Source organism: Thermogemmatispora aurantia, assembly GCF_008974285.1.
Taxonomy (GTDB): Bacteria; Chloroflexota; Ktedonobacteria; order Ktedonobacterales; family Ktedonobacteraceae; genus Thermogemmatispora; species Thermogemmatispora aurantia.
Map to the genome: position 1 here is coordinate 1 of NZ_BKZV01000008.1, position 24,666 is coordinate 24,666.

Sequence of the window (24,666 nt, forward strand, 5' to 3'; positions counted from 1 at the left end):
GCCGGCGCTTCTCCCTTTCCGATAGACATAGTCGGTATCTATCACATAGCAGAACAGGGCGTCTCGGGCTTAAGCTGGCGGGAGAGGGTTGAGGGGGAGGCCGAAGGCTCCTTCCTCCACCTTCAAAGTTGCAGGCCGGGCCGAAACCCCTGGCGATGAGGGTCGTATGAGCGATCGATTCGAAACTCTCCGGAGCCAGCAACTAAATGCGGTCAGATTCTGACCGCATTACCATGAAAGTGTGCATGTTTTACTCTTTCTATGATGAAGATAAGGCTTATGCGCTCTCGAAACTCGCCCCTTGCGGCTTGCAAAAAACGAGTTTCGAGAAATATCGTAAGGCGATGTATTTTGAGAGGGGGAGGGAGAGAAAAACGAGCCTCTCAGATGCCAAAAACGGGGCCTCAATCGTTGTAGTCTATGGAAGAAGTATCCCGGGTTCGCTTTCGTTGGGCGCGGTTGCAGAGGGGACGATCCGCACGAGGATACTGAAAGGGTATTTGGAGAAAGCAGCACCGCAGGCGCCTGGAGTTGCAGAGGGGACGATCCGCACGAGGATACTGAAAGATGAAGCAGGGATGTAAAGGCACTGGCATCACGAAAGTTGCAGAGGGGACGATCCGCACGAGGATACTGAAAGTTATGCCGGGTACCTGGCTGGCTCAGACGAGTGGGTGTGTTGCAGAGGGGACGATCCGCACGAGGATACTGAAAGGGATTAATCGTAAGCACTAATGTATAGTCTGATTGAGTTGCAGAGGGGACGATCCGCACGAGGATACTGAAAGGGTGGATTCAACAAGCCATCAAAAGATGTCTCTCTTCGTTGCAGAGGGGACGATCCACACGAGGATACTGAAAGGACGTTTCAGAGGTATTTCAGACATCTAGTGAAGACGGTTGCAGAGGGGACGATCCGCACGAGGATACTGAAAGGACGGCTGACCGCTCTCATTTCTGTTCTCAGTATAGCGTTGCAGAGGGGACGATCCGCACGAGGATACTGAAAGGCGCCAAAGACGTGTATACGCAGTGGCACAAAAATGGTTGCAGAGGGGACGATCCGCACGAGGATACTGAAAGTTTCTCTGGCGCTTGTCTGTTCCATATGTGCAGCAGTTGCAGAGGGGACGATCCGCACGAGGATACTGAAAGCAAGGGAATAGGAACAGGACTCTTTTGAGGAGAGAGTTGCAGAGGGGACGATCCGCACGAGGATACTGAAAGACAATAGTCGCAGGACGCCGGCGGATCAAGCGCTTCAGTTGCAGAGGGGACGATCCGCACGAGGATACTGAAAGGAGCGCAAAAAGCGCTCAAAAGCACAACCGAACAACGTTGCAGAGGGGACGATCCGCACGAGGATACTGAAAGGGGCAACGGGAGCGATTCACCGGATCGATATCGCAAGTTGCAGAGGGGACGATCCGCACGAGGATACTGAAAGATGTTCGCAGACTTGCAGGGGGCGTATCTCTATTAGTTGCAGAGGGGACGATCCGCACGAGGATACTGAAAGGGTATACCTGATGCATCTTGACAGTGGCCCAGGCCAGGTTGCAGAGGGGACGATCCGCACGAGGATACTGAAAGGGGCAACGGGAGCGATTCACCGGATCGATATCGCAAGTTGCAGAGGGGACGATCCGCACGAGGATACTGAAAGACTTAAAGGAAGCATCTACTTGCTGGCTGCAGAAATGTTGCAGAGGGGACGATCCGTACCGAGGATACTGAAAGGGTTGTAGCCAGCGAGTGTGGCAGGCTTCACGCGAGTGTTGCAGAGGGGACGATCTGTACCGAGGATACTGAAAGGTCTTGCTCGTATTCCAGATAGTACAGGTTGTGACATTGCAGAGGGGACGATCCGCACGAGGATACTGGAATGAGGTATGCTGAACAGCTGATTAAAGAGGATGCTCAGAGAAGGGCGAGAGATCACTGACTGCACATAGCCATTGGCTAAAGCACAGATGTCTGTAATGGTGGATAGCACTGATCCCTGGCTGGCCGGCAGACGAGAGGCCAGCCATCAGCTTCCCTTAGCGCTCGCAGCGCCCGCCGGCCAAATAGTTTACGCTTCAAACTCCTCAAGAAGGTCCTCGCGTCCCTGCTCTCGCGCAAAATCTACCAGCTCCGGCCAATCCGGCACCGGCACCGCCAGACGCTTACAAATATGCCCCATTACCTGAAGCAAGGACCCGCGGAAAAGCGGCTGTCTCCGACGCTGCTCGCGCTCAACAAAGAGCAGCGTCTGCTCCAGAGCACTACGGCGCCGCAGCTGCTCGTCCTTACACCAGAGCTGGAAAAAATACCCATTCTCCTGACGCACATTGCCCACATCGCTCGGGCGCAAAGGCTGCCGCTCGCCTGTGCTGGCCGCCTGAAAAAGGCGCGGCGAGAGCACAAGCTGCCACAGGCCAGCAGCGTTGCGCGCAATCCGCGCCTCATCCGGAAGCTGCAACCCCTGACGCGAAGCATAGCGTTCGATGACCTTGGGAACGTTGCCCTCGTCCAGCTCAGGAAACGAATAAGCAATCGCCGGCTTCCCCTGAATCAGCCGCTCGAAAAAGAGATCACGATAACCAGCGACAGGAGAGAACGCCAGATAGCGTTTCTTTACAGCATGCCGATAGTGCTCATCATAAGCGTGAGCCTCGACCACCGTCAACGGAAAATAGGCCCGCGCCACCTGCCGGATTGCATTAGGCCCCAGCTCCAGCTCAGACGGCAAATTATACTGTTCCCGGTCACCTCGCCTGGCCAATTGCCGCAACCGTTCAGGATCGAAGTACGAGTCACTGTACAGGCGCGTCATCGTGCGGTCGCCCAATCGCGCCGCCTCCGCCTCCACCTCCGAGAGAATCAGTGACTCACGCTCATAGTAGCTCCGTGGCAGCGGCTGCGAATCAAACGCCTCAAAATAGAGCAAGCGCTGACTTTCCAACGGACGCAGAAACAGCCCACTCTGCAGCGAAGCCTGTCCCAGCTCGGTCAGACGCAAATCCGCATCATCGCCGCTGACATGGCCCACCGTCCGCAAAAAGTCCAGCATCTTCGCAACGGCTGCCGGCGGCAGCCCAAAAAAGCGCACCAGCTCTGCTGCTGTTCGCAGCTCCGCCTCACCGATCGCGCGCTCAAGAAAACGCTCCAGCAACTCATAAGGGCGCTTCTCATACTGACGGCCACTGATACTCACCCGCCACAGAGGAAACAGCAGGCGAAACTGACGCAGCGGCACCAGCTCCCCCATAGCCTGCACGATCTCGACGACGCGGTTCGGAGAAACAAAAAGATTCCTGAGACGTTCCCCTCTCGTCTCCATCAGACGGACCCCTCTCCTGCTTCTCGCCCGCCTGCCGCACGATGCTGCCCAGCTTCATTCAGGCCACGCTGCCGCGCGCCAGGCGGGCCCGACAGGTGCGGAAACTCAAGCATTCCCCCTGACAGCGAGCATACTCAAGTAGATCCCGCATCAACCGGCGAAAATCCTCGGCGGGCCTGCCTCCGCTCATCGCATTGAGCAACGTATCGCTATCCCCGACGAGGATCAGCTGCTCACGCGCCCGCGTCAGCGCCACATTCAAGCGCCGGTGCTCTTGCAGAAACCCGATCGCATGACGGCGGTTACTGCGCGTAAAGCTATAGAGCACCAGATCACTTTCGCCCCCCTGGAACGAGTCAACCGTCGCGATCAGCGCCTGCAGCTCAAGACCGTACTCGCTCGCTGCCTGCCTGAGTAACTCGCGGATGTAAGCGGCCTGCTCCTGATAGGGCACAATAATGCGCCAATCCCGCCCCTGCTGCAGCGCACGCAGCACCAGCTCAACAATGATCCTGGCCTCGGCATCGTTGTAATAGTGGCCGCGCTCCATGCGATAGGAACTCTCCATCTCCGCCGTATCAATAAAGGTAAAAGAGGCAGGAAACAAAGGATCGCTCTCGCAGCGAGCATGCCACAAACGAGGGAGACTGGCAGTCCGAAGCCTGTTGCCATAGAACTGCGCTGAGACAAAGCGGGCAATGCGCTCGGGCATACGATACTGCTCAGTGAGCATGACGAAATGCTGCTCATCAACCCGCTCAACCAGCATCTCGAACATGCTCTTAGAGAGCAGCGTTTCAATATCGCTCACCGCCTCCTCGCCGCCCTCTTCTTCGCCTATCGCCGCCTGTTGGCTCAAAGCAGCCAGGCGCTGGCGCACCGTCTGATCGACGATCGGCGGCAACTGCTGATGGTCGCCGAGCAGCACAGCGCGTTTGCCGCGCACCAGCGGTACTAGCAGATCAGCGAGACTGATCTGACCCGCCTCATCGACAAGCACCAGATCAAAGGTCACATCGGAAAGAATGCGTGCCGTCGCCGAGCCAATGCAGGTAGCGCCGATCACGTTAGCCATACGCAACAGAGACGGATAAAGGTCCTGGTGACGAACCTCCAGCGTATGATGCCAGTCCCGTAACAACTGCAGCCGGTGGGTGAAGAGAGAACGCAGGCGAAGCGACCAGCCCTGCGCAAAGTCCTGTAGCGACTGCAACAACGAAGCATAATCGCTGGCCAGCGCGGGTAATTCCTGAGCTGGAAACAGCGCCCTCAAGTCCATCAGAAGGCGGTTGAGCTGGCGTGAGGCATGCTCCTGCTCCTGCTGGAAAGCGCTCGCTGCCTGCTCGTAGCGGCGTCGCAGAGAGATGAGCGGCTCCTCCTGCTCAAGCTGAGCAAAGCGTCTGTCCAGGACAGCCAGATGAGAGGCTAGCTGCTGTAACTGCCCACTGGTGGTCTGAAAAGCCTGTTGCAGCTCTCTCAGGCGCCGCTGCAAGCGCGGCAGGCGCCAGCGCCAGAAAGCGCCCAGCAGCGGCCAATGCTGACGACTCCTGGCCCTGGTGACGCTGCGAGTCAGGCGCTCACCGCGCCGGCGGATCTTCTCCAGCTGCTGCTGACTCGCGGCATAACGCTGCTGGAGAGACTCGCGCTCCTGGCTGAACATTGCCTGTAGGCGCTGCTGTTCCTGGCTATAGCGCATCCAGCTCATCCTACAGGCAGCGTTCAGCTCTGCGAGCCGCGCCTGAATCCGAGGACCCAGTGCCACAAAACGATCGATCTCATCCTGGTGTGCGGCCAGCTTCTCGTACGCCTGGAGCAGCTCTGCAGTTGCCTTGAGCAGGCTAGTCTGCAACGAACGGGCGCGCTCATCGATCAAAAGCGATCTCACTTCTGGCGAGACCAGCAGCTCCTGACCGACACGCAAGATATCCAGCTCCCGAGGAAGGCTCTGGAGCACGTTATCGACCGCCTTATGCGTACGCGCGGTTACCAGCACGCGCTCACCTCGGCGGGCGCAAGCGCGCACAATCTCACTGATCGTATGCGTTTTGCCCGTCCCCGGCGGTCCCTGCACCAGCAGCAGATCCTTGACAGCTAAAGCCCGCCGGAAGGCGGTCGCCTGAGCCGCGTTGAGGTGCGGGTGAGGTTGGGGCAGAGGTTCTGAATAGGGCTGATAGCGACCTTCTGCCAGGACCGCCAGCAGAGAAGGATTCTCTGCCTCTCCGATGCGCAGCCTCTCGATGGCCTCCTGCTGCACGCGAAAGGCTGCCTCACTGCCAAGCAGCAGGAAGGCTTTCGGCGGGCGCAGATCATCGAGATCGATAGCGTGCTCAAACTGAACGATGAAGCGATCGCCCTGAACGTCCAGGACATGGCCGCGTAGCTCTCTGCGCTCTTCCAGCGCCAGAAAGAGGCCGCGCTCTAACTGCGCTGCCTGGGAAGGATCGACCAAGCTAAATATATAGATATCGCGGCTGCTGTAGCGAGCCTCACCGGCGGCATCGACCTGCCTGTAGAAGATGGGCTGTTTGCTCTCCTCGTTAGCCTTCTCAATCTCGCGTGTCAAGTGGATGGTGCGCTCCAGGGTCGCTAGTAGCGCTTCCTGGGCCGGAGTGAGAGCCTCCTGTTCTGCCTGAGCGAGCAGGGCCTCTGCCAGGGCCGCCTGCCGGGCGCGCAGCCTCGCCTGATGTCTCTGACTGGCCTCGATGATTTGCTTATAGTCATTGATGAGCCACTCTTGCCATGCCCGCGGGATCTCATTAAACCCATTGACAAGATACCACCTTCCCACTTCCAGCATGAGGGCCTCGCCGCGAGCCAGGGCATCATGCTCCCGGTGGCCAAGCGGCTGCAGGCTCAGGACGATGTAGGCGTCGCCTTGGGATGAAAGGACCACTTTCAAGGCATAGGTACCGGTGCAGAGCAGAAGATACGGCTGTCCGCGCTCCCGATCAGGGCGCACCAGGACAGGAATCCGGGAATAGGAGCGCTCCAGCTCCTCCTGGAGACGTTCCACATTGGCAGGCCAGGCGGGATAGCGCCGCCGCAGCTCCGGCAAGATCAGGGCGAGCTTGCCAACGACAAGCACAAGGACACGGAGCTTGAAACTGCTTTCCTGCATTCCCTGGCTGCCTCCTCCTCACGCGCGAGACCAGTCTTGCAAGACGCTGTTGAGAGCCTTGGCAAAAGTGTCCAGGTCAGGCCAGCGCTGCGCCGGCTCTCGTGCAAGTGCGCGCATGATGACAGAATCGAGCGCCGGGGCAAGCTCCGGCTGCAAGCTGGAAGGAGGCGCTAACCCATACATGAAGGAGCCGGGCAACTTGCCGGTCAGCAGATGGTAGAGCAAGGCCCCCAGCTGATAGAGGTCGGTGCCGGGTATCGAATAGCGGGCGTAGAGCTGCTCGGGGGCGGCATACCCTCGGGGCCCCTCACCAGCGCAGGCGGGTCGTGTGGCCAGTCCAAGATCACGCAAGCGCAAGACAGGTGGGCCATGCCGGCGCGGTTCCATGATCAGGCTGTCACCAGAAAGATAGCGATGGGCAGCCCCAAGCCGGTGCAGCGCGGCCAACTGACTGCAAAAAGGCGGCAATGCACGTAACAGCTCCCGCGCTCTAAAAAGGTCAGCCGGCTGATCTTGCTCGGGGAAATAGCGACTTACAGGCCGACCTGGGGGATAGCGCTGCACGAGCGTAAAGCTCTGGGAGCCGGTCTCGGTCACCAGGAGAGCAGGGAAAATCGTACCCGCTCGAAGCCGCATCAGTAGCTCACTCTCATTCCGCAATTGTTGTAACAAACGCGCTCCCTCTGCCATTGGGAGGCGAAGGACGATCTGCTTGATGAGCACATGCTCAATGCCCCGGCGTCGTTTCTGCTCCTTCGGCGGAAAAGGGCGAGCCAGATACCAGCGCTCCAGGGCTGGCGGGTCGGAACTGGTCTCTTCTCGCAAACGCTCGGTCAGCAGATACTGCCCGCTGTCAATTGTGATGAGCTGACCAGACTGCCACTCTTGCTCTATGAAAGGATCGGCAGGAGCCCGGGGCGCTGTAACAGGCGCAGACGGCTCGCGAATGAGGTAAGTAACGAGTTCCGGCCAGCTCTGGCATAGGTGCCGTAGAGGCAGCATCACGGGGCGGCTGTCATACGAGCCCCACCGAATGACCTCGCTTACCATCCCAACCACGGCCTCCTCTGTCTCATCCCAAACGGGTGCGCCGCTGAAACCTTCCCGAATAACATGCTCAGAACCAGAATGGCTGGCCATCTGGATAGCGCCCGTTCCATCCTCTCCCTGGAGGTGGCCCTCGGCCCAAACGCCTTCTCCAAACTGATCACTGAAGCCCAACACACGATAGGGATGATCCCAGAAAGTCCCACACCGCTTCAGAGGCACGGGCCGGGCCTCCGCCGGTGCCCGGTCGCGCAACTCAAGGACGGCCAGATCGTGCTGTTGAGAAGGGTCCACGTGGACAATGGAGGCATGCAACGGCTCACGAGCATTGAGAAAAGGGAAGTCAAGCAGTATTGCGTGCCTCTTCAGCTCCTCTGGCTCCCAGCACTGCAGAGCTGTGCTCACCACGTGAGCACAGGTCAGAAGCCGGCGCGGGGCGATCAGAAAGCCGGCACCGCAGACACTTGTATGCTCGGGCGAAGCAAGGATTCGAACAATAGCGCGCCGAATAGCCTCTTCAAAAGCTGGCATCGAGATGACTCAGCATTCCAGACAGGTCAATATTACTCCTGGTGAATGCGTCTCAAATATACAGCTTGTCACCCTGGATGTCAATGGACCGCAGGAGCGGTGCGGCAGCTCCCACGGCCCACTAAGCAGCGCTAGCGCACTGGGCGATCTTTGCCGTACCAGTGCAGCGTGATATCGAAATTGGCCTCACTGCCGGCAGTGGCCAGAATAGCGCCCAGCGAAGCGCTGAGCTTGATCCCAAAGGCGATCTCAACCTCGTCGGGCTTGAGATCCAGATGATGTAATTTCTCTGCCACCGCCTTGATGGCCGGTAGGACCTTCTGCAGCGCCTTCTCCAGCGTTTCCGACGCCTGCTCCGGCCTCGTCAGGCGGCGGGAGACCGGGACCCGCTCGCCCCCTTCCGGCTCCGGCTCCTCAACCTCAATCACCACCTGCCCACCATCCTCCAGGGGAAAGGCAACCAGCTTCTTCATAGGCTTTTCTCTCTCCTCATACTTCTCTTTTTCTGATATGAACGAAGTTACCAGAGGTAAACAGCGTACGAATTCGACGGGAAAAGCACAGCCTATGACAAGCCTTGCATTCCTTGCCCAGGCTGTGCTTCTATAGAAAAGACGGACAAGAGCAGCACTCTCAAAGGGCGGAAGGAGGCAGGAGATGGAGCCAGCAGGAACACGCCGGCTCGAACTCATGGTGACAGGGATGGATTGTCCCGAGTGCGCCGGACACGTGCGCCAGGCTCTGGAAGCGCTGCCGGGCGTGCACGAAGTGAGCGTACTACTGAGCGCCGAAAAGGCTCTCCTGACGGTTGATCCCGCGCGCGTTGACCTGCCAGCGCTTTGCCAGGCCGTCGAACGGGCCGGCTACCAGGCCAGACCCCCGCTTCTTCAGCAGAAGACAGCGACAAGCCTCGCCGAACAGTCCCAGCGGCGTCTGACGCGCACCCTCTTCACCCTCTATGGCCTCCTCTTCGGGGCCGTACTCTTGCTGATCATCGTGGGCGAGTGGCTGGGCCTGCTCGATCGCCTCACCGATCGCCTGCCCTGGCCGATTGGGGTCGGCCTGACCCTGCTCGCCGGGGCCCCCATCTTCTGGGACGTGCTGCAAGCGGCCCGGCGCGGACGCATCATCTCGCATACCCTGATGTCGCTCGGCGTCCTGGCGGCCCTCTTCATCGGCCAATGGCCCACAGCTGCCGTCGTGGTCTTCTTCATGCACGTCGGCAAATACAGCGAACGCCTGACCAGCGAGCGCTCGCGCCAGGCCCTCAAACGCCTGGCCGCTCTGGCGCCCCAGCAGGCGCGCGTCATCCGAGAGGAAGAAGAGCAAGTTATCCCGGTCGAAGAGGTAGCCCCTGGCGAAATCGTTGTCGTGCGTCCTGGTGAGGCCATCCCCGTCGATGGCGAGGTCGTTGCCGGCCAGGCGACCGTCAACCAGGCTGCCATCACGGGTGAAGCCCTCCCACTGGAAGCCGCCCCGGGCAGCCGGGTCTTTGCTGCCACCCTCGTGCAAGGGGGAAGCCTGCGCATTCGCGCAACACGGGCCGGCAGCAACACCACCTTTGCGCGGATTGTGGCGCTCGTCGAGGAGGCCGAGGCCCAGCGCGCCCCCGTGCAACGTCTGGCCGATCGCTTCTCAGCCTGGTTCCTGCCGGTTGTCCTGGCCGTTGCCCTGCTGGCCCTGCTGCTAAGGCGCGATCCACTGGCCGCGGCGGCGGTGCTCGTAGTGGCCTGCTCCTGCTCACTGGCGCTGGCGACACCAATCGCCATGCTGGCCTCGATCGCTGCCGCCGCCTCGCACGGCCTGCTGATCAAAGGCGGGGCTCATCTGGAGCGCCTGGCGCAAGCGGATGTCCTGCTCATCGATAAGACAGGAACGCTCACCAGCGGCACACTGCAGATCTGCGATGTGCTCCCGTTAGCAGGGATGACACGCCAGCAGCTGCTGCACCTGGCCGCCAGCGCCGAACGCTACTCGGAGCATCCGCTGGCCGAGGCCGTACGGCAAGCAGCACGCGACGAAGGGGTGGCTCTGAGCGATCCCGAGACCTTCGAAGTGCTGCCAGGACGGGGCGTCCGCGCCAGCATCGAGGGCCGCCTGGTGAGCGTGGGCAATGTTTCCCTCCTGCCAGAGGGACAGCAGCCCGCTGCGGCCCGAAACCTGGCCGCGGCGGGCAAAAGCCTGCTCTTTGTCTCTTGCGAGGGAGCGCTGATCGGCATCCTGGCGGCCAGCGATAGACTGCGTCCCGAGGTGGTGGAGGCCCTGGCCCAACTACGCGCCCTTGGCTTCCAATCGATTGAACTGCTGACCGGCGATCATGAGGAGGCCGCCGCCAGCCTGGCGGGTCCACTGGGAATCAGCTATCGCGCCCGGCTGCTGCCCGAAGATAAAATCGCCATCGTCAAAGCCTATCAGGCGCAGGGGCACTGCGTCATCATGGTAGGCGACGGCATCAATGATGCTCCGGCCCTGGCGCAGGCCGACGTCGGCGTCGCGCTCGGCGTGGTAGGGACAGATGTCGCCCTCGAAGCGGCCCATGTGGCGCTGCTGCGCGAAGACTGGCGCCTGCTACCGGCCCTGGTGCAAATCGCACGGCGCACCATGCGCGTTGTGCGGCTCAACCTGGTCTTCACTCTGCTCTACAACCTGCTCGGGCTGAGCCTGGCCGCCTGGGGACTGCTCCCGCCCATCGTCGCCGCCGCGGCGCAGTCCCTGCCCGACCTGGGCATCCTGGCCAACTCAACGCGCCTCCTGCGCCAGCGGATCAAGTCCAGCCCCAGGGGTTGACCAGACGATGCGCCCGCGCTTGATCACATAGAGACGGGCGGGCAGATCCGATAGAATATCCTCGCGACGCTGGCAGTCAAGCACCACCAGATCGGCAGGCTCTCCCACGCTCAACCCGGCGCTCCGGCCCAGGGCCGCCGCTGCCTGCCTCGTAATGCTCTCCAGCGGCCAGCGCTGTTCCTCGGGGCTGCCCATTTGCGCGACATAGCCAAGCAGCTGCGCCATCTGAAGCAGATCGGGGCTGCCAAAGGGGTTAAACATATCCTTGATGTTGTCCGAGCCACAGAAGACCGTCACCCCCGCCGCCAGCAGCTCCTTGACGCGCGTGATCCCGCGGCGAATCGGCTGGCGATCACGACGACCCTGCAGGTAGAGATTGGTCGCCGGCAAAGTCGCTACCGCGATGCGCGCCCGCGCCACCAGCTCGATGGTGCGCGCCGCGGTGGCATCGTCAACCGCCGCCAGCGAGCAACAATGACCGGCCACCACCCGACCCTCGTAGCCCTCCTGCAGCGTGCGCTCCGCCAGATAGGGCAGCACGAAATCGGCAGGCGACTCCGACTCATCGATGTGCAGATCCAGAGGACGGCCATAGCGCCGGGCCAGACGAAAGACCTCGTCGATCAACCCACGCTGATCCTCCTCGACTAGCGGAGTACCGCCAATCGCATCGGCCCCCTCCTCCAGGGCTGCCGCCAGCAGCTCGCGCCCGCGCCGTCCCTGCTCTCCCAGCAAGCGATTGGGCAGGGCCACAATCTCAATATCCAGCAACGAGCGCAGCCGCTCGCGCACCCGCAGCAGGGCATGCAGGCCGCGCAGCTCGATCTGCGGATCGACATTGACGTGGGTACGCAGCATCGTCGTCCCGCAGCGCAGTGCCCACAGTGCCGTGGTCGTCGCCCGCTCCACGATATCCTCCTCGCTGACGCTCGACGACAGCGTCAGATTGCAGCGAATGGCCTCGGCCAGCGTCCCCGAGCGATTGAGAATGCGATCGCGCGTCAGAGCCTTATCAAGGTGAATGTGGCCCTCAACCAGGCCCGGCAGCACCAGGCGTCCTGCCACATCGAGGACAGGGATGTCGCTCTCGGCGACCGTCGGGCTGGGAGCCAGAGCCGCGATCTGACCGGAGCGAATCAAAATATCCACAGGGTCAGGCCCGGCGACCTGCTCCAGCGCCAGGCGCGCCCGACGCAGCAGTAAATCAGCCATGCCTCTCACCTCGTCGCAGGCTGGGCAGAGCCGCCAAAATCAGCTTACGCAGTCCCTGCCACTGACTGCGTCCGGCGGTCCGCGGGGCCCGGCTGCCAAGGCCACGCCCCAGCATCGCCTTGATGCCCAGCTCGCGCGCCGCCTCAAAATCAGTGCCACCTGGGGCCGAAGCGATATCCAGCACAAAAACATCGCGTCGCATCTGCTCCAGCACCGCGCGCGTCAGCACCAGGGCCGGCACCGTATTGAAGACCATATCACAGTCAGCCACCGCCGTCGCCAGCTCCTCCAGCGGCAGAGGACGCGCTCCCAACTCCCAGGCCCGCGCGCGCTGCACCGGATTACGCGCCGCCACACGCACATGAGCCCCCATATTCAACAACAGCCGCGTCAACGTAAAGCCGATGCGCCCGAAGCCAACCACCAGCGCCTGGGCATCGTGGATGGATACCTCCGTATTGGCGATGGTCAGACCGATGGCCCCCTCAGCAATCGTCGGCGCCCGCAGAATCATCAGCTCATCGTCATCGCCATACTCCTGAATGCGCAAGCCGCGCTCTTGCGCCAGCGCATTCAACTGCGGCGTACTGGTACCGATCAACAAAAGCGCCCCCGGCTTCGCCTCGGCCAGGGCCGTCGCATCCAAAAAAAGCGGCTCCGGCCACTGAGGCGCGTAGAGGCTCCCATCCGGGGCGATCACCGGCACCGGAGCAATGATGACATCGCTGCCGGCAATGGCCTCGGCCAGCGTCCGGCACTGGGGCCACCCCATGATCTCGGCTGCCGCCGGCGGACAGCCGCAGGCCCGCACGCTAGCCCCCTCGGCCAGCAGACCTTTCAACACCTCCAGCTCGCGCCCATCGCCTCCGATCACGGCGACCTGCAGTCCGCTCAGTCCAGGTCGCTCTTCGCCTCTCTCATTGCCTGCTGCTGCTGCTCCCATCATAAGCTGCTCCATAGTGTGAGACGATCCCGCATTCAGTGCTCTGCGCGCCGCTCCAACCAGGACCAGCGCGCAGGGATGAGCGCCGCCCTGGTCCCGGCTTGCTGCCCGTTGGCCGTCCTCTTCAGCGGAGCAACGCCAGCGCCGCCTCACGCGCAGGCGGCAGACCCAAACGCGCCAGTCCCCAGCCCGTAGCCCGGTAATCGCGCCGGTTCATAGAAGAGGCCAACGTCACCAGCGCGTCCATCACCGGCGTCGCCACACCCAAGGCCCGCCCCAGCTCGCTCATCGGCACCAGACCAAAGGGAATATCCTCATGCAGATAGCGGCTATCCAGGCTGGCGGGCGCCTTAATAAATTGATTGGGGGCGCTTTCACGCAACATGCGTAGAAACGAGCCGCTGGCCCCCGCCTCCGGCGAAGTCGAGCCGAGATCGGCGAACAGCTTGGGAAAAGGCTCCAAAGCCAGGCCCCAGGCCGCGGCCACGGCCAGGCGCTCGCGGTCAAGGTCGGCCATCACCTGGGCCACCGCCGGCGTGCCAGCGTCGTAGTAGTAGCGAAAATCGCCGCCGCTGTGCTCGATCCAGGCCGCACTCAACACCATCCCTGGCGGGTGCAGCACTGCATTGACGTTGCTCAGGGCCGTCACCAGCACATGCTCCACCGGTCGCAGCGAGGGATAGAGGCGGCTCAGCAGCGGCCAAAGCGTCTCGACCGCCGGAGCCGGCAGGGTGGCCAGACGCACGTGCTGCACCAGTGAAGAAATATAGACCTCTCCCTCACCCTGCTTCCGGCAAATGTAGGTCAGCGTATTGGTCTCAGCGATAGGCGGCGGGTCAGCACAACCGGCCTCGATGAGCAAGCGGCGGAAGACCAGGCTGCCGCCAGTATTGCCGGGATTGAGTAGCAAGGGCGGCCCGCCGGCCTGGGCCAGCAAGGGCGCGAGGGCCCGCGCCAGATCGGCGAAGGCCGTGGCCGGCACGCAGAGCATCACCAGCTCAGCCCCAGCCAGCGCCTCGGCCAGGTCGTTGGTCAGACAGGCCACCGGCGCCAGACCCTCGCCAGCAGCGCCACTGTAGGCAATACCGCCGCGCTCGCGCGCCACCCGCAGCGTCTCCGCTGAACGGCTGTACAGGTGAACTCGCTCACCGAGAGCAGTGAGATGAGCGGCAGCGGCGAAGCCCCCATTGCCTCCGCCGAGCACTGCAATGGTTGCCATCCTCAACGCGCTCCTTTCAGCTTGATCATCCCTCCAGCCATACGAGCGGACTGGGCCGGCGAGTGCGCTCCCATCTGCAGCCGGCCCTGCCTGGCGCCCGCGTCCAGCCGTGAGGCCGCACGGTATGTCGATAGCTCAAAGAGGGTCAGAGCGCCACGGCATACTTCGCCAGCTTGCGCTCATCAACCTGCACCCCCAGGCCCGGCCTCTGCGGAACCAGCACCGCGCCATCCTCGTAGGCCAGAGGTTCGCTGATAATATCGTCGAGATAATAGACTCCAGCGATCTGCCCATCCAGAGCCTCCGCCGGACGACTCACCGGGCAGACGCTGGCCAGCTCAGCAATGCGCGTCGCCGCTCCCAGGTGCAGATTCGCCGCATTGCCCACACCCATCTCGATCGAGCCACCGATATCGCAGCGCAGGCCAACAGCCTCGGCGACCGCCGCCACCTCGCGCGCGCGGAAGAGGCCCCCTGGCTTGGTGACGTAGAGCGAGATCAGCTCAGCAGCCTGCAAGGCGTGAATGCGCAGAATATCCTGCGGTGTCCAGGCGCTCTCATCGGCCATCACCGGCACCGCCACCTGACGCGCAATCAAGGCCAGCGCCTCAACATCAGCCACCGGCTGCTCGGTGAAGGCCAGATCGAAGGACTGCATCGCGCGTGTCACACGGACCGCCTCGCTCACCGAGCGATAGCCCTCGTTGGCATCGACGCGAATCTGAATTCCAGGACCCAGAGCCTCGCGTAGCAGGCGCACCAGCTCGATGTCGCGCGCCGGATCAAGACCCGTCTTGGCCTTAATGGTGCGCGCACCCTCGGCGACCGCGCGCTCGGCCTCTGCCACCGCCTGACGGTTCTCCATAATACCCAGGCTGTGGGCGATCGGCAGGCGATCGCGATAAGCCCCGCCGAGCAGCTGGTAGACCGGCACCCCCAGCGCCTGACCGGCCAGATCGTAGAGCGCCATATCAACCGCCGCCTTCGCATAGGGATGGCCCTTGACCACCCGATCCATCGCCGCATGCAGCGGGCCGATCTCTAACGGCGAGTGGCCGACGATGACCGGAAAAAGGTAGTCGGCGATGATGTGGTGCACCGTCCGCGGCGTCTCGCCGAAATAGGTCATATGAGCGCCGCCCCAGGTCGCGATGGCCGGCGCCTCACCCCAGCCGATCAAGCCCTCATCGGTCTCCAGGCGCAGCAGGAGATGGCTCCCGATCGGCGTCTCCATCTTACTCGCCCAGTTATGGACCCGGCGCGACGGCAAGGTCACCAGATAGCAGCGATAACCAGTAATCTTCACCGATCTGCTCGTCCTTTCAAGCGGGGATCACGAACAGCTCCGAAGCATCATACTGATCCGTAATCAGCTCGTAGCCGTCCTCCGTCACGATCAGCTCATCCTCGTATTGCACGCCCCAGCGATCGGGATACCAGCAGAGCGGCTCGATGCAAAGGACCATGCCCGGCTGCAAGGTGATATCGGTATAGGGGCCAAGATACGGCTCCTCGTGGAGGGTCAGGCCCAGACCATGCCCAAGGAATTTGATCGGAGGGAGACCCCAGCGCTCCATCTGGGCCGCGTAGCGCTGGTAGAGGGCGCGCGTACTCTGGCCGGGACGAATACCATCGAGAGCAGCCTTGCGGGCCTCCACCATATGCGACCAGGTACGTAGCTGCTCCTCACTGGCCTTCCCGACGACAGCGGTCCGCGCCACATCGGAATAGTAGAGCTGACCGGTACCGATGACATCGATGCGTACCAGGTCGCCGCCGCGCAGAGGACGGCGCGTCGGAGCCGCATTGGCCAGACCACTGCGCTCGCCTGCGCCGACGACCAGCATCGTCAGACGATCGCCGCCGTTGGCCAGATAGGCATCGGTGATCAACTGGCCCAGCTCCATCTCAGTCATACCGACGCGCGCCTGCTCGAAAGCCTGACGGGCCGCCCGCTCCGCCGCCTTGCCAACAGCGCGCAACTTCGCCAGCTCCCCCGGCGTCTTGATCATCCGCAACTCGCTCAGCAGCGCGTCGCTGGCCACAAACGTCGCCCGTGGCAGGGCCTCGCGCAGTGTTTCGTAGCTCTTCTGCGCGATGGCGGTAAGTTCAAGACCGATGCGCCCTTGAGCCAGACCGGCGGCGCGCAAACGCTCGGCTAACAGGCGCGTAGGATCTTCGGTAAATTCGTTGTAGGCTATGACCGAAGCAATCGAGGCTGTGCCTCTGACAAAGCTCTCCTCGATATCAACGACAATGATTTCAGGTTCGCCCTGCAGTGGCACCAGACAGTAGACCAGGCGATGGCGCACAATGGTCTGCGATGGTACGACAACATCCGCTGTATAAGCGATGTTCTCGGGCGAGGCAATGACCAGTGCGTCTAGCCCGCGCTCCTGCATGGCGGCGCGCTGCCTGACAATAATCTCGCTGGACATAGAGCTGTTCCTCAATAGGCTGCACCCTGCCCTTCTCTTCGCGCGGGAGCGGCGTTGCTCCACAGGAGGGACATTGTGCATAATTTGTGCAGTTTGCCTGTTTCTTGTCTTAAGCCCTGTTATGGAGCTAATATGCAGCAGCCACCCAGTGACTGCCCTCTCTGTAGCCGGCGAGCCGGCACGGGAACGGGAAAACCTTCCTGACGGGAAGCCGATTGTCTACCCATCAGGTTGCCTCCAATACAGGCTGACCGAATGATACGGGCCATACCGCCCACCGCCGCTAACGCTGGATGGGCGTCGCGGTCGGCGTTCGGTCTGGTCGACTGGCAGCGACCTAATCGTGGCACTCGATGCGGACGCCGTCGGGGTCGAGAAAATAGAGCGAAGTCCCGTAAGCGGTTGGCTTGGGTCCATCGACAATCTTCACCCCAGCGGCGCGCAGCTCGTGCTCAAGCTGAGCGATATTCTCGACGCGAAAAGCCACATGCTCTAAACTCTGGCCCGCTTCCTGGCGGAGACGCTTCCCCTCCTCGGTCAGCTCGGTCAGGCCCAGCCCCTCGTGCATGACCACCAGCGGGCGCCCATCGCGGAAGGTCGTGCGCTCGCGCACATGGAAGCCGAGCACCTCCACATAGAAGCGCTCAGCGCGGGCCAGATCGCTGGTCTGCAACAAGAGATGGGAGACTCCGCGAATCGTCGCCATTAGCCTCCTCCTTTCTCCGGCGTAGATGGCGTGTCGCCACCGCTGCCGGGGAGGCCGCTGGCCGAGTCGCGTTCAGTCCCCAGGCGCCCGGCCAGGGCCCAGTTTTCCGGTGCGACCTCGTGCAAAATGACATGCAGATGATCGGGGCGTGCCCCAGCATGCTCGACCATTGCCTCCGTGATCGCCTTCACTAAGGCTCGCTTCTGCTCGGGCGTGCGCCCCGGATACATCTCGATGATCACGACTGGCATGGCTCTCGCCCTCCTGTGACCGGAACAGGCTCAGGGACCGTCGACTTCGACTGAGACCCTTCCTGGTCCTGGCTATGCGCGCTACCAGCCTGAGCCTGCCGTCGTGGCGACTCAACATCCTTCAAGACACTCTCAAAGTGCTCGTGGAGCGCGGCCTGAGCCGCCAGAGGATCACGCTCCTCGATTGCCCGAATGATGCACTCGTGGTCGTGCAGCGAGCGCTGGAGACGGTCGGGCAGACTGAAAACGACCAGCCGATCGTTATCGAGCACAGCGTTGAGCGACAGTAGCAGTTGAATGAGGATCGGATTTTCGCTTGCCTTGACAATAGCGCTGTGAAACTCGCTATCGAGAGCGGAGACCTCATCGATCTGGCCTTGCTCGCCGGCGCTGCGCATCCTTTCCAGAATTTTGCGCAGCCGCATGACCAGTGCCGGACGCGCCCGCTGCGCGGCCAGCGCGGCGGCCTTGCTCTCCAGGGCCTCCCGTACCTGGAGCAGGTGAATCAAGTCCTGACGATGGGCGATGTACCAGGCACTCCACATGGCAGAGACGCTGTGTTGAGGCACTTCCGCGGTCACATAGCTGCCACTGCCGTGGCGCACCTCGATGAGGCCGATGGCCTCCAGAGTACTGATAGCCTCGCGCACCATTGTGCGGCTGACACCCAGCAACTCCGCCAGCTTGCGCTCACTGGGCAAGCGATCGCCAGGGGCAAAATGGCCGCCCTCGATCAGTTGCCGTAACTGCTCGGCTGCGCTGCTGCGCGCGGTGGACAAATGAAGTGGCCTGATAGCCGCTTCCGCTTCAGTTTTACTCATCTCTGAGATTCCTCTATCTGTGTAGTCTCATATGCGGTTATACTCCTTAGCAGATATATCTTAATATGACTCCCCGCAAGACGTACAGACTCTGGCGGGCGCTCCTTGCTCCCCACGTCGAAGCGCTCGCCGGCAGTGGCCTCTCCCCAGAGAGCGGGCCAGGAGGGGAAGACTCGCGCGCCGTCAGCGGAGCTGAGCGGCCTCCTCCTGGCTGCTGGCCAGGATCAGCAGCGGCGTGCCCACCGGGACCGTCTCCCCATCGGCCACCAGGACGCGGGCCACCACGCCGCTAAAAGGCGATGTCAGCTCGACAGAGGTCTTCTCGGTCTCCACGACTGCCAGCACATCCCCTTTCTGGACCGTATCGCCCTCGCCGACCATCCACTCGACGATGGTCCCCTCTTCCATCGTCAGGCCCCACTTCGGCATGGCAATGGTTTCTGCCATAGCGGCTGACTCCTTTCTTCCTCGCCCATCCATTGCGGCGCCTCGCGCCCATCATGGCCTGGCTAGTCAGGCGCCGCGGCTGCCCTGACATCAGCTACCCGATGCGCTGCGTACCGCGTTGCGCATCACCTCGCGCACCCCGGCGGCGATGCGCTCCTCATCGGGAATGACAAACTGCTCCAGCTCAGGGGCATAGGGCATAGGCGTATTCGTGCCACAGACGCGCTTGATCGGCGCCTTTAACAGCGGGAAAAACTCCTCAGCAGCAATGGCGGCGATCTCCGCACAAAAACCATTGCGGCGCGGGGCCTCCTGAACAATCACCAGGCGGCCAGTCTTCTCCAGCGAGCGACGCAGACCAGCGCGGTCGAAAGGCACCAGTGTACGCGGGTCCCACACCTCGACAGAGATCCCCTCGCCGGCCAGCGCCTCCGCTGCCTTCAGCGCGCGCGGCAGCATATACAGATAGGCCACCAGCGTCACATCGCTGCCCTCGCGGGCCACGCGACCCTCACCCAACGGAATGAGGGAGTCCACCCCTGCCGGTACCGCGCCGCGACTATTGTAGAGCAGCTTATGCTCGAAAAAGAGCACCGGATCGGGATCGCGAATAGCGCTCTTGAGCAGGCCCTTGGCGTCGGCGGGCGTCGAGGCAGTCACGACCTTCAGCCCCGGTGTGGCCGTGAACCAGGCTTCCAGGCTCTGCGAATGCTGGGCCGCCGTCGCGCCTGCCGTGCCCGTCACCATGCGGATCACAAAGGGCGCGCTCGTCCGGCCGCCGGTCATGTAGCGAAACTTCGCAGCCTGGTTGACAATCTGATCCATAGCCAGCGTGGCAAAATCGCTAAACATAATTTCCGCCACCGTCGGCACACCGAGCAGCGCTGCGCCGAGCGCTGTCCCGATGACGGCCTCTTCGGAGATCGGCGTATCGAGCACGCGCTCGGCCCCAAAGCGCTGGAGCAGGCCCTGGGTTACTCCAAAGACTCCCCCTGGCTCGCCGATATCCTCGCCGAGCAGCAGCAGCGAGGGATCGCGCTCCATCTCCTCGACCAGCGCCTCACGGATGGCCTGCGCATAGGTCAAGCGGCGCTCCTTCTCCGCCTTGGGCGTAGCAGTCATAGTAAGGCCCTCCCCCCATAGCTTTCAACAAAGACATCCTCCAGTGCCTCCTCGGGCGCTGGATGCGGCGAGGCCTTGGCAAACGCCACGGCCTCCTCTAACTCCTGCTCAACCGCTTGATCAAGCGCCCGCAGCTCGTCCTCGGTGCAGATTGCCCCGGCCAGCAGCAGGCGGCGATAGTTCTTGATGGGATCGGCCTCCAGCCAGAAAGCCACCTCCTCAGCAGGGCGGTACTGGCCCATATCCCCTTCGTAGTGACCACGATGGCGATAGGTCTTGCACTCGACCAGGGTTGGCCCACGCCCCTTGCGCGCATCCTCGGCTGCCTTGCTGACCACGCGATAGACGTCCAGTACATCGTTGCCATCGGCGATCAGGCCGGGAATGGCGTAGGAGCTGGCGCGCGTGGCAATATCGCGGATCGTCTGATGCTTGTGCTGCGGCGTGAACTCGCCATAGAGGTTATTCTCGCAGATGAAGATCACCGGCAGGCGCCAGAGGGCGGCCAGGTTGAGCGACTCATGGAAGGCTCCTTGATTAGAGGCGCCGTCGCCAAAGAAGGTCACCGCCACTCCATCGGCGCGCCGCGCCCGCGGATCGTCGGGATGGTGAACGGCGATCTGGCGCGCCTGCTTGAGGGCCAGACCGGCCCCCACAGCGATCGGGATGCCGCCCCCGACGATGCCGTTAGCGCCGATGATCCCCAGCTCGATATTAGCGATATGCAGCGAGCCGCCTTTCGCGCGGTTGTAGCCATCGCGACGGGCGAACAGCTCGGCGTACATGTAGCGTGGGTCGCCTCCGCGCGCTAAAATGTGACCATGTCCGCGGTGAGTGCTGGTAATATAGTCGTGAGGACCAAGCGCCGCGCAGGCTCCCACGGCCACCGCCTCCTGGCCGATATAGGGATGCAAGAAGCCCGGAATGTAACCCAGGCTGCGCAGCTCCGCCGCCCGCTCCTCGAAACGGCGGATCAGCACCATCTTGCGATACAGTTCCTTGAGAAAAGCTGGCGTATAGCTGGCCAACGATTGCACGCTCTCTGCTCCTTCCTGGACTGACCTGCCAGATCTGCCCGAGCCAGATGGGGTCAGGCCATATAGAGGCCACCGTCGACATGGATCGCCTGCCCGGTGATATAGCTCCCGTCAGGCCCACACAGAAAGGCCACCACGCCGGCAATATCCTCCGGTTTGCCCAGCCGTCCCAAAGGAATGTCCCGCGGGCGCTCGCTCAGAAACTGGCCTGGCTGCTTCCCTTCGCGCACTGCCACCGCGCGGTCGACCTCCTCCAGCATGGCGGTCATAATATTGCCCGGGCAGAGGGCATTAACACAGATGTTGTAGCCGGCCAGCTCTACCGCCAATGAGCGCGTCAGGCCCAGCACCCCCGTCTTAGAGGCACAGTAGGCATAGTCGCGTCCAAACGCCACTTTGCTCATCATCGAAGCCTGGTTCACAATACGCCCCCAGCGCTGAGCAATCATATCGGGTACCACTGCCCGAGCGCAGAGCAACTGACCGGTCAGATTGACAGCCAGGCTCAAATACCAATCCTGCAAGGAAGACTCCAGAAGAGGAGTATCACGGAAAATCCCGGCGTTATTGATGAGGATCGTGATCGGACCCAGCCGCGTGCGGGCCTGCTGTACTCCCTCATTCACACTCTCCTCCCGACTAACATCCAGTCGTATCGGCAGCGCCTCACCACCTGCGGCCCGAATCTCCTCAGCCACAGCGGCGGTACCCTGCTCATCGATATCAGCCACTGCTATCCGCGCTCCCTCGCGGGCCAGGCGCAGCGCGATCGCGCGTCCCATCCCGCGCCCGGCGCCAGTTACCAAAGCGGTGTGTCCTTCCAACGTCAACGTCATTGTTTTCCCCCTTTGCGTGCGAATGCATCCCGCAGCGCTACACACAGTCTACTCAGCCAGAGAGTTCACTGGTCCAGGCCAGTGGGCCGGGGTCGGACCGGAAGCCTGGCCCCGGTCTCCAATGCCGGCTAAGTCACCGGCCAGTCGCCGCTGGCCAGCCGCTGCGATTGTGGCTGTAGCTGCGGCACCTGCTCCGGGCGCGTGCCCGCCATCAGCAAACCCAGATGCGTCAAATCGACCGCTGCTGCTGGCAGCGTTTCCAGAATACGCCCCTCATAGATCACACTAATGCGGTCACTCAGAGCCAGAATCTCGTCGAGATCAGAGGAGATCAGCAGCACCGCGCAGCCACGATCACGAGCCTCGACAATGCGCCGATGGACATAGGCGATGGCCCCGACGTCCAGGCCGCGCGTTGGCTGCATGGCGATCAGTAAGCGTGGCTCGCGGCCCAAAGCGCGGGCCAGCACGGCCTTCTGCTGGTTGCCACCCGACAGATGCCGCATGGGAGTCAGCGGACCCGGAGCCCGCACATCGAAAGCCACCATCAGCTGCCGCGCCCGGGCCACCACTGCCCTGAAACGACGCCAGCCATAGCGCGCATAGGGCGGGTGGTCAAAGACATCCAGCACCATATTCTCAGCCACCGTCAAATCGAGAATCAGGCCCTGCCGATGGCGATCCTCCGGAATATGGGCCAGGGCCAGATCCAGACGCGCCGCCGTATCGAGCAGCGTAATATCGCGCCCCTCGAAAAGAATGCGGCCCGTCTCGACGCGGCGCAAACCCATCAAAACCTCCAACAGCTCACTCTGACCATTGCCATCAACGCCCGCCAGACCGTGGATCTCCCCGGCGCGCAGCTCCAGCGAAATGCCGCGCAAGGCAGCCTGGCCATTGCCCCCACGTGCCTGCACCTCTTCCAGCCGCAAGCGGACCTCACCGGCTACCGCCTCCTCCTTGGCCACCGTCAGCGCGACCGCCCGTCCCACCATCAGCCGCGCCAGCTCGGATGGCGTCGCCTGTTGCGTCTCCAGCGTGCGCACCACTCGCCCCAGGCGCATCACCGTCACGCGATCGCTGATGGCCATCACCTCTTTCAACTTGTGGCTGATGAAGATAATGGTCACACCCTCGGCGCGCAGGCGGCGCAAGAGAGCAAACAGCTCCTCGCTCTCCTGGGGCGTCAACACTGCCGTTGGCTCATCGAGGATCAGCAAGCGGGCCCCGCGATAGAGCGCCTTCATGATCTCGACCTTCTGCTGCTGCCCGAGCGTCAGATTCTGCACGCGCTCATAGGGTGAGGCTTCCAGCCCGAGACTCTGAGCGAGCTGAGCAATACGCTGCTCGGCCTGGCGCAAGTCAAGCAAGGGCGCCCGCTCCGGCCTCGTTCCCAGCACAATGTTTTCCAGGATCGAAAGGGCGGGAATCAGCATGAAATGCTGATGCACCATGCCAATACCTAGCTGCATGGCCTCACGCGGTGTCCTGATCTGCACGCGCCTCCCCTCAACCAGGATCTGGCCCTCATCAGGGCGATAGAGGCCGTAGACAATATTCATCAGCGTCGTCTTACCAGCACCGTTCTCACCAAGCAAGGCATGGATCTCTCCCCTGCGAATGGCCAGCGTCACATGGTCGTTGGCCACTACTCCCGGAAAGCGCTTCACGATCTGACGCAGCTCCAGCACAGTCCCCGCTGTTGCTGGCGCCGTCTCCTCTGTCGCCTGCTCTTCGCGAGCAGTGGCACCCTTGAGCAAAGCGCGCGCTCCTTCGGTGCTATAAGGCTGGCCACTGGCCGCCGGGCCGCGGGCATTGCGCATCAGCAACATCAGCGCCAGCAGCGTGATCACATAAGGAAGCGTCTCCAGCAGTTGATAAGGCACATTGACACCGTAGGCTTGCAGGCGAATCTGCAAGGCATCGCCAAAGCCGAAGAGCAGCACCCCCAACAGAATGCCCAGAGGATGCCAGCGCCCGAAGACGATCGCCGCAAAGGCCACATAGCCGCGCCCGGCAGTCATATTCTCCTGAAAAGCATTCACACCACTGGCGCTCACCAGGGCCGCGCCGCCAGCGCCAGCCAAAGCCCCGCAGACCAGCAAGGCCAGATAGCGGACGCGCTGTACCTCGATGCCGACCGTGGTCGCCGCCAGCGGCTTCTCGCCAACCGCGCGCAGGGCCAGGCCCCAGGTGGTGCGATAAAGAACAAACCAGGTCACCGGGACCAAGGCCAGGGCGATGTAGACCAGGGCATTCAACTGAAAGAAGGCCGGTCCGATGTAGGGAAGCGAGCTGAGGAGCGGAAATGAAAGCGTCCCGAACCCGGGGGCCGAAGGAAACTGCGACATGTTGCCGAAGCGCAGGCGAAACACATAGGCCGTAGCCGCCAGTGCGAAGAGATTGAGGCCGACCGCGCTCACGATCTGATCGACGCGGAGCGTCACCGAGAACCAGGCGTGCACCAGAGCGATCAACATCCCGACCACAATTGCCAGCAGCAGACCGACCCAGGGGCTATGACCGACCAACGCGCCCACATAGGCCGCCAGGGCCCCGCAGAGCATGATAGCCTCCAGTGCCAGATTCAGCACTCCCGCCAGCTCGTTGAAAAGCCCGCCGAGCGCAGCCAGCAGCAGCGGCGTCATGGCCACCAGCGAAGCCACCACGAAATCAGGCGAAGTGAGGAGCGCAATCAGACCGCCGACCCCCTGACCATTGCCGGATCGGCGGCCCGTCACCACATTGAGAATCATCAGACAGACCAGCAGCAGCACGATGGTCAGGACGACCCAGAGCCACCGTCGGGACTGTTGCTTGCGCATA

General features: G+C 62.3%; 18 protein-coding genes and 1 CRISPR repeat array. Of the genes, 1 reads left to right on the forward strand and 17 read right to left on the reverse strand.

Translation table 11 applies throughout. The features are described 5' to 3' along the window. Positions 1-458 precede the first annotated feature (458 nt). A CRISPR array of direct repeats spans positions 459-1,666; the repeat unit is 37 nt; unit sequence GTTGCAGAGGGGACGATCCGCACGAGGATACTGAAAG. 408 nt (positions 1,667-2,074) lie between these two features. The 4 genes from KTAU_RS19265 to KTAU_RS19280 all read right to left on the reverse strand — a co-directional run bounded on the left by KTAU_RS19265 (position 2,075) and on the right by KTAU_RS19280 (position 8,494). Further along, on the reverse strand, positions 2,075-3,325 hold the full coding sequence (locus KTAU_RS19265; protein ID WP_069805026.1) for a hypothetical protein: 1,251 nt from the start codon (positions 3,323-3,325) through the stop codon (positions 2,075-2,077). 58 nt (positions 3,326-3,383) lie between these two features. After that, on the reverse strand, positions 3,384-6,443 hold the full coding sequence (locus KTAU_RS19270) for a DEAD/DEAH box helicase (RefSeq protein ID WP_069805024.1): 3,060 nt from the start codon (positions 6,441-6,443) through the stop codon (positions 3,384-3,386). An 18-nt stretch (positions 6,444-6,461) separates the two neighbouring features. Then, complete coding sequence (locus KTAU_RS19275) at positions 6,462-8,021, reverse strand: trypsin-like peptidase domain-containing protein (RefSeq protein WP_151729910.1); 1,560 nt, start codon at positions 8,019-8,021, stop codon at positions 6,462-6,464. Between the two features lie 131 nt (positions 8,022-8,152). Continuing rightward, positions 8,153-8,494 carry a CU044_2847 family protein gene (locus KTAU_RS19280; protein WP_069805020.1) on the reverse strand — a complete coding sequence of 114 codons (342 nt, stop codon included), beginning with the start codon at positions 8,492-8,494 and terminating at the stop codon, positions 8,153-8,155. A 184-nt stretch (positions 8,495-8,678) separates the two neighbouring features. Between KTAU_RS19280 and KTAU_RS19285 the strand changes: the two genes are divergently transcribed. Continuing rightward, complete coding sequence (locus KTAU_RS19285; RefSeq protein ID WP_151729911.1) at positions 8,679-10,808, forward strand: heavy metal translocating P-type ATPase; 2,130 nt, start codon at positions 8,679-8,681, stop codon at positions 10,806-10,808. Here KTAU_RS19285 and KTAU_RS19290 read toward each other — a convergent pair. The 13 genes from KTAU_RS19290 to KTAU_RS19350 form a co-directional block, all read right to left on the reverse strand. Continuing rightward, positions 10,761-12,020 (reverse strand): amidohydrolase family protein, encoded by a 1,260-nt coding sequence (locus KTAU_RS19290; RefSeq protein ID WP_151729912.1) that lies wholly within the window; start codon positions 12,018-12,020, stop codon positions 10,761-10,763. The two genes, KTAU_RS19285 and KTAU_RS19290, sit on opposite strands and share 48 nt — an antisense overlap. After that, the gene (gene dpsA / locus KTAU_RS19295) at positions 12,013-12,966 is read right to left on the reverse strand and encodes a dipicolinate synthase subunit DpsA (protein WP_170293438.1); all 954 of its coding nucleotides are present in this window, start codon (positions 12,964-12,966) and stop codon (positions 12,013-12,015) included. Before dpsA ends, KTAU_RS19290 begins: the two co-directional genes overlap by 8 nt. Positions 12,967-13,087: 121 nt before the next feature. After that, on the reverse strand, positions 13,088-14,182 hold the full coding sequence (locus tag KTAU_RS19300; protein WP_151729913.1) for an NAD/NADP octopine/nopaline dehydrogenase family protein: 1,095 nt from the start codon (positions 14,180-14,182) through the stop codon (positions 13,088-13,090). Positions 14,183-14,327: 145 nt separating this feature from the next. Beyond that, positions 14,328-15,488 (reverse strand): mandelate racemase/muconate lactonizing enzyme family protein, encoded by a 1,161-nt coding sequence (locus KTAU_RS19305; protein ID WP_069805011.1) that lies wholly within the window; start codon positions 15,486-15,488, stop codon positions 14,328-14,330. Positions 15,489-15,504: 16 nt separating this feature from the next. Beyond that, entirely contained in the window at positions 15,505-16,620 is a 1,116-nt protein-coding gene (locus KTAU_RS19310) for a M24 family metallopeptidase (RefSeq protein ID WP_170293439.1), read from the reverse strand. A 337-nt stretch (positions 16,621-16,957) separates the two neighbouring features. Then, positions 16,958-17,326 (reverse strand): VOC family protein, encoded by a 369-nt coding sequence (locus KTAU_RS19315; RefSeq protein ID WP_069805007.1) that lies wholly within the window; start codon positions 17,324-17,326, stop codon positions 16,958-16,960. After that, positions 17,326-17,577: a 2-hydroxymuconate tautomerase gene (gene thmT, locus KTAU_RS19320; RefSeq protein WP_069805005.1), complete on the reverse strand. Its 252-nt coding sequence runs from the start codon at positions 17,575-17,577 to the stop codon at positions 17,326-17,328. Before thmT ends, KTAU_RS19315 begins: the two co-directional genes overlap by 1 nt. Next, on the reverse strand, positions 17,565-18,398 hold the full coding sequence (locus KTAU_RS19325; RefSeq protein WP_069805003.1) for a FadR/GntR family transcriptional regulator: 834 nt from the start codon (positions 18,396-18,398) through the stop codon (positions 17,565-17,567). Before KTAU_RS19325 ends, thmT begins: the two co-directional genes overlap by 13 nt. A 183-nt stretch (positions 18,399-18,581) precedes the next feature. Then, positions 18,582-18,845 carry a DUF2118 domain-containing protein gene (locus KTAU_RS19330; RefSeq protein ID WP_069805002.1) on the reverse strand — a complete coding sequence of 88 codons (264 nt, stop codon included), beginning with the start codon at positions 18,843-18,845 and terminating at the stop codon, positions 18,582-18,584. Positions 18,846-18,935: 90 nt separating this feature from the next. After that, positions 18,936-19,967 carry an alpha-ketoacid dehydrogenase subunit beta gene (locus KTAU_RS19335; RefSeq protein WP_151729915.1) on the reverse strand — a complete coding sequence of 344 codons (1,032 nt, stop codon included), beginning with the start codon at positions 19,965-19,967 and terminating at the stop codon, positions 18,936-18,938. Further along, the gene (locus tag KTAU_RS19340) at positions 19,964-20,950 is read right to left on the reverse strand and encodes a thiamine pyrophosphate-dependent dehydrogenase E1 component subunit alpha (RefSeq protein ID WP_151730009.1); all 987 of its coding nucleotides are present in this window, start codon (positions 20,948-20,950) and stop codon (positions 19,964-19,966) included. Before KTAU_RS19340 ends, KTAU_RS19335 begins: the two co-directional genes overlap by 4 nt. A 107-nt stretch (positions 20,951-21,057) precedes the next feature. After that, a complete protein-coding gene (locus KTAU_RS19345) occupies positions 21,058-21,840 on the reverse strand; it encodes an SDR family NAD(P)-dependent oxidoreductase (RefSeq protein WP_069804998.1) in 783 nt (260 codons plus the stop codon). A gap of 128 nt (positions 21,841-21,968) precedes the next feature. After that, entirely contained in the window at positions 21,969-24,665 is a 2,697-nt protein-coding gene (locus tag KTAU_RS19350; RefSeq protein WP_170293440.1) for an ATP-binding cassette domain-containing protein, read from the reverse strand. Between the last annotated feature and the right edge of the window lies 1 nt (position 24,666).